Below are 1,415 nucleotides of genomic sequence, written 5' to 3'. Positions count from 1 at the left end.
ATTTCGATCACCAGGGCCTGCGCGATGGCGTAGCCGATCTCGTCGGCGGCGGTGATGCCGAAGCAGGCGTTGCCGAGCCGGGCGATGTCCTCGTCGTGGCCGGTGAAGGTCATCGCCGGGTGAATGGCCAGCGGCATGGCGCCGACCTCGGCGAGCGGGGCGAGCACGCCGACCCCGTTGGCGCCGGAGGTGTGCGCGACGATGGTGCCGGGCCGGACCACCTTCGCGCTCGCCAGTCCGCGCGCCAGACCGGCGAGCTCGGTGTCGGGCACGGCGAGCAGCAACAACTCGCTGCGCGCGGCGACATCCTCGACCGGCAGGATCTCCGAATCGGGCAGCCGGGTGCGAGCCCGGCGCACCGAGGCGTCGGAGATCGCGGCGACGCCGAACACGACGTGTCCGGCGCGTTCGAGGGCCGCGCCCAGCGCGGAGCCGACGCGCCCCGCCGAGACGATGCCGACCGTCAGCCGCGCGGGCGCGAGGTCGGCGCCCGCGACGGATTGCGGGTCACTCGATGCGGGGTAGCCGGAAGCCGCGTCGTCAGGTTTCACGCTGCTCGAGGTCAACAGAGTCCTCTCGATTTCGTTCCAGTCCCGCCGAGCGGGTACCGGACGTACGCCACCGAGAATATCGGCCCGATGTTTGCCGGTGCCACGGGCCCGGCCAGTGATTTACGACGCAGTGCCCGATTTGCCGGGTACGGCGGGGGTCATCCGCGATCTCGGCCGTTCTCCTCCGACTGCAGGTTGGCCATGATCTCGGCGACCGAGAGCCTCCGCTCGGGGCCGCCGGAGTTCGCGTCGGCCTCGGCCCGCCGCCGCCTGCGTGAACTCGCGGAGCCGATGGTCGGGGCTTCGGTGGTCGGCCAAGCCGAAGGGCGGGTCGACTGGTACGCGGGCTTGGGCGTCGCGGGCTTCTGTTGTTCGACAGGCGTCTGCTGCGGGGCCGGAGTCGGCGAGTGCTCGACGGGCGTCTGCCGCGAGGCCGGAGTCGGCTGCGGGGCGGGTTGCGGCTCCGGCGTGGGCTGGATGACCGGCCCCTCGGTGAAGGCGTCGGCCCAGCCGGACGCGGACCGCTCGGCATCGCCGCGTTCAGTGGTGTCGGCGTCGTCTTCATCGTCGATCGAGACCGCGGAGGTCTCGGCGGTGACCGGGTCGTCGAAGGGGCTCGCGAAGGCCGGAGGTTCCGGGTGGTCCGGGACGAACACCGGCGTCACACTGCTGCGCGGTTGCTGGTTCGCCGGAGCGGACCAGGGTCCGGCATTCGCCGAGCTATTGTTCGCCGGCTCGCCGACCGCGCTGGTCAGCTCCTGAATCCGGGTCGCGTCGGCGCGCAGCGCGGGCCGATCCATCGGCAGATCGCCGTCGAAGAGCCGCTGCAGGCTCGTCCGGAGCACGGTCAGCTCGGCCCGTAGT

Annotated in this window: 1 protein-coding gene and 1 pseudogene; both read right to left on the bottom strand. The window is 72.0% G+C overall.

The genetic code is table 11. From position 1 onward, the window contains the following. On the bottom strand, positions 1–467 hold a 467-nt coding region (locus ON39_RS02095; RefSeq protein ID WP_169335853.1), incomplete at its 3' end, for an NAD(P)-binding domain-containing protein. A 242-nt stretch (positions 468–709) separates the two neighbouring features. Further along, positions 710–1,415: pseudogene (locus tag ON39_RS02090) on the bottom strand (hypothetical protein); the annotation flags it as partial.

The organism is Nocardia tenerifensis NBRC 101015, assembly GCF_000308715.1.
In the GTDB taxonomy this organism is placed as follows: Bacteria; Actinomycetota; Actinomycetes; order Mycobacteriales; family Mycobacteriaceae; genus Nocardia; species Nocardia tenerifensis.
The sequence above is the reverse complement of the archived record's forward strand: the minus strand, read 5'-3'. Positions and strand labels throughout refer to the sequence as shown.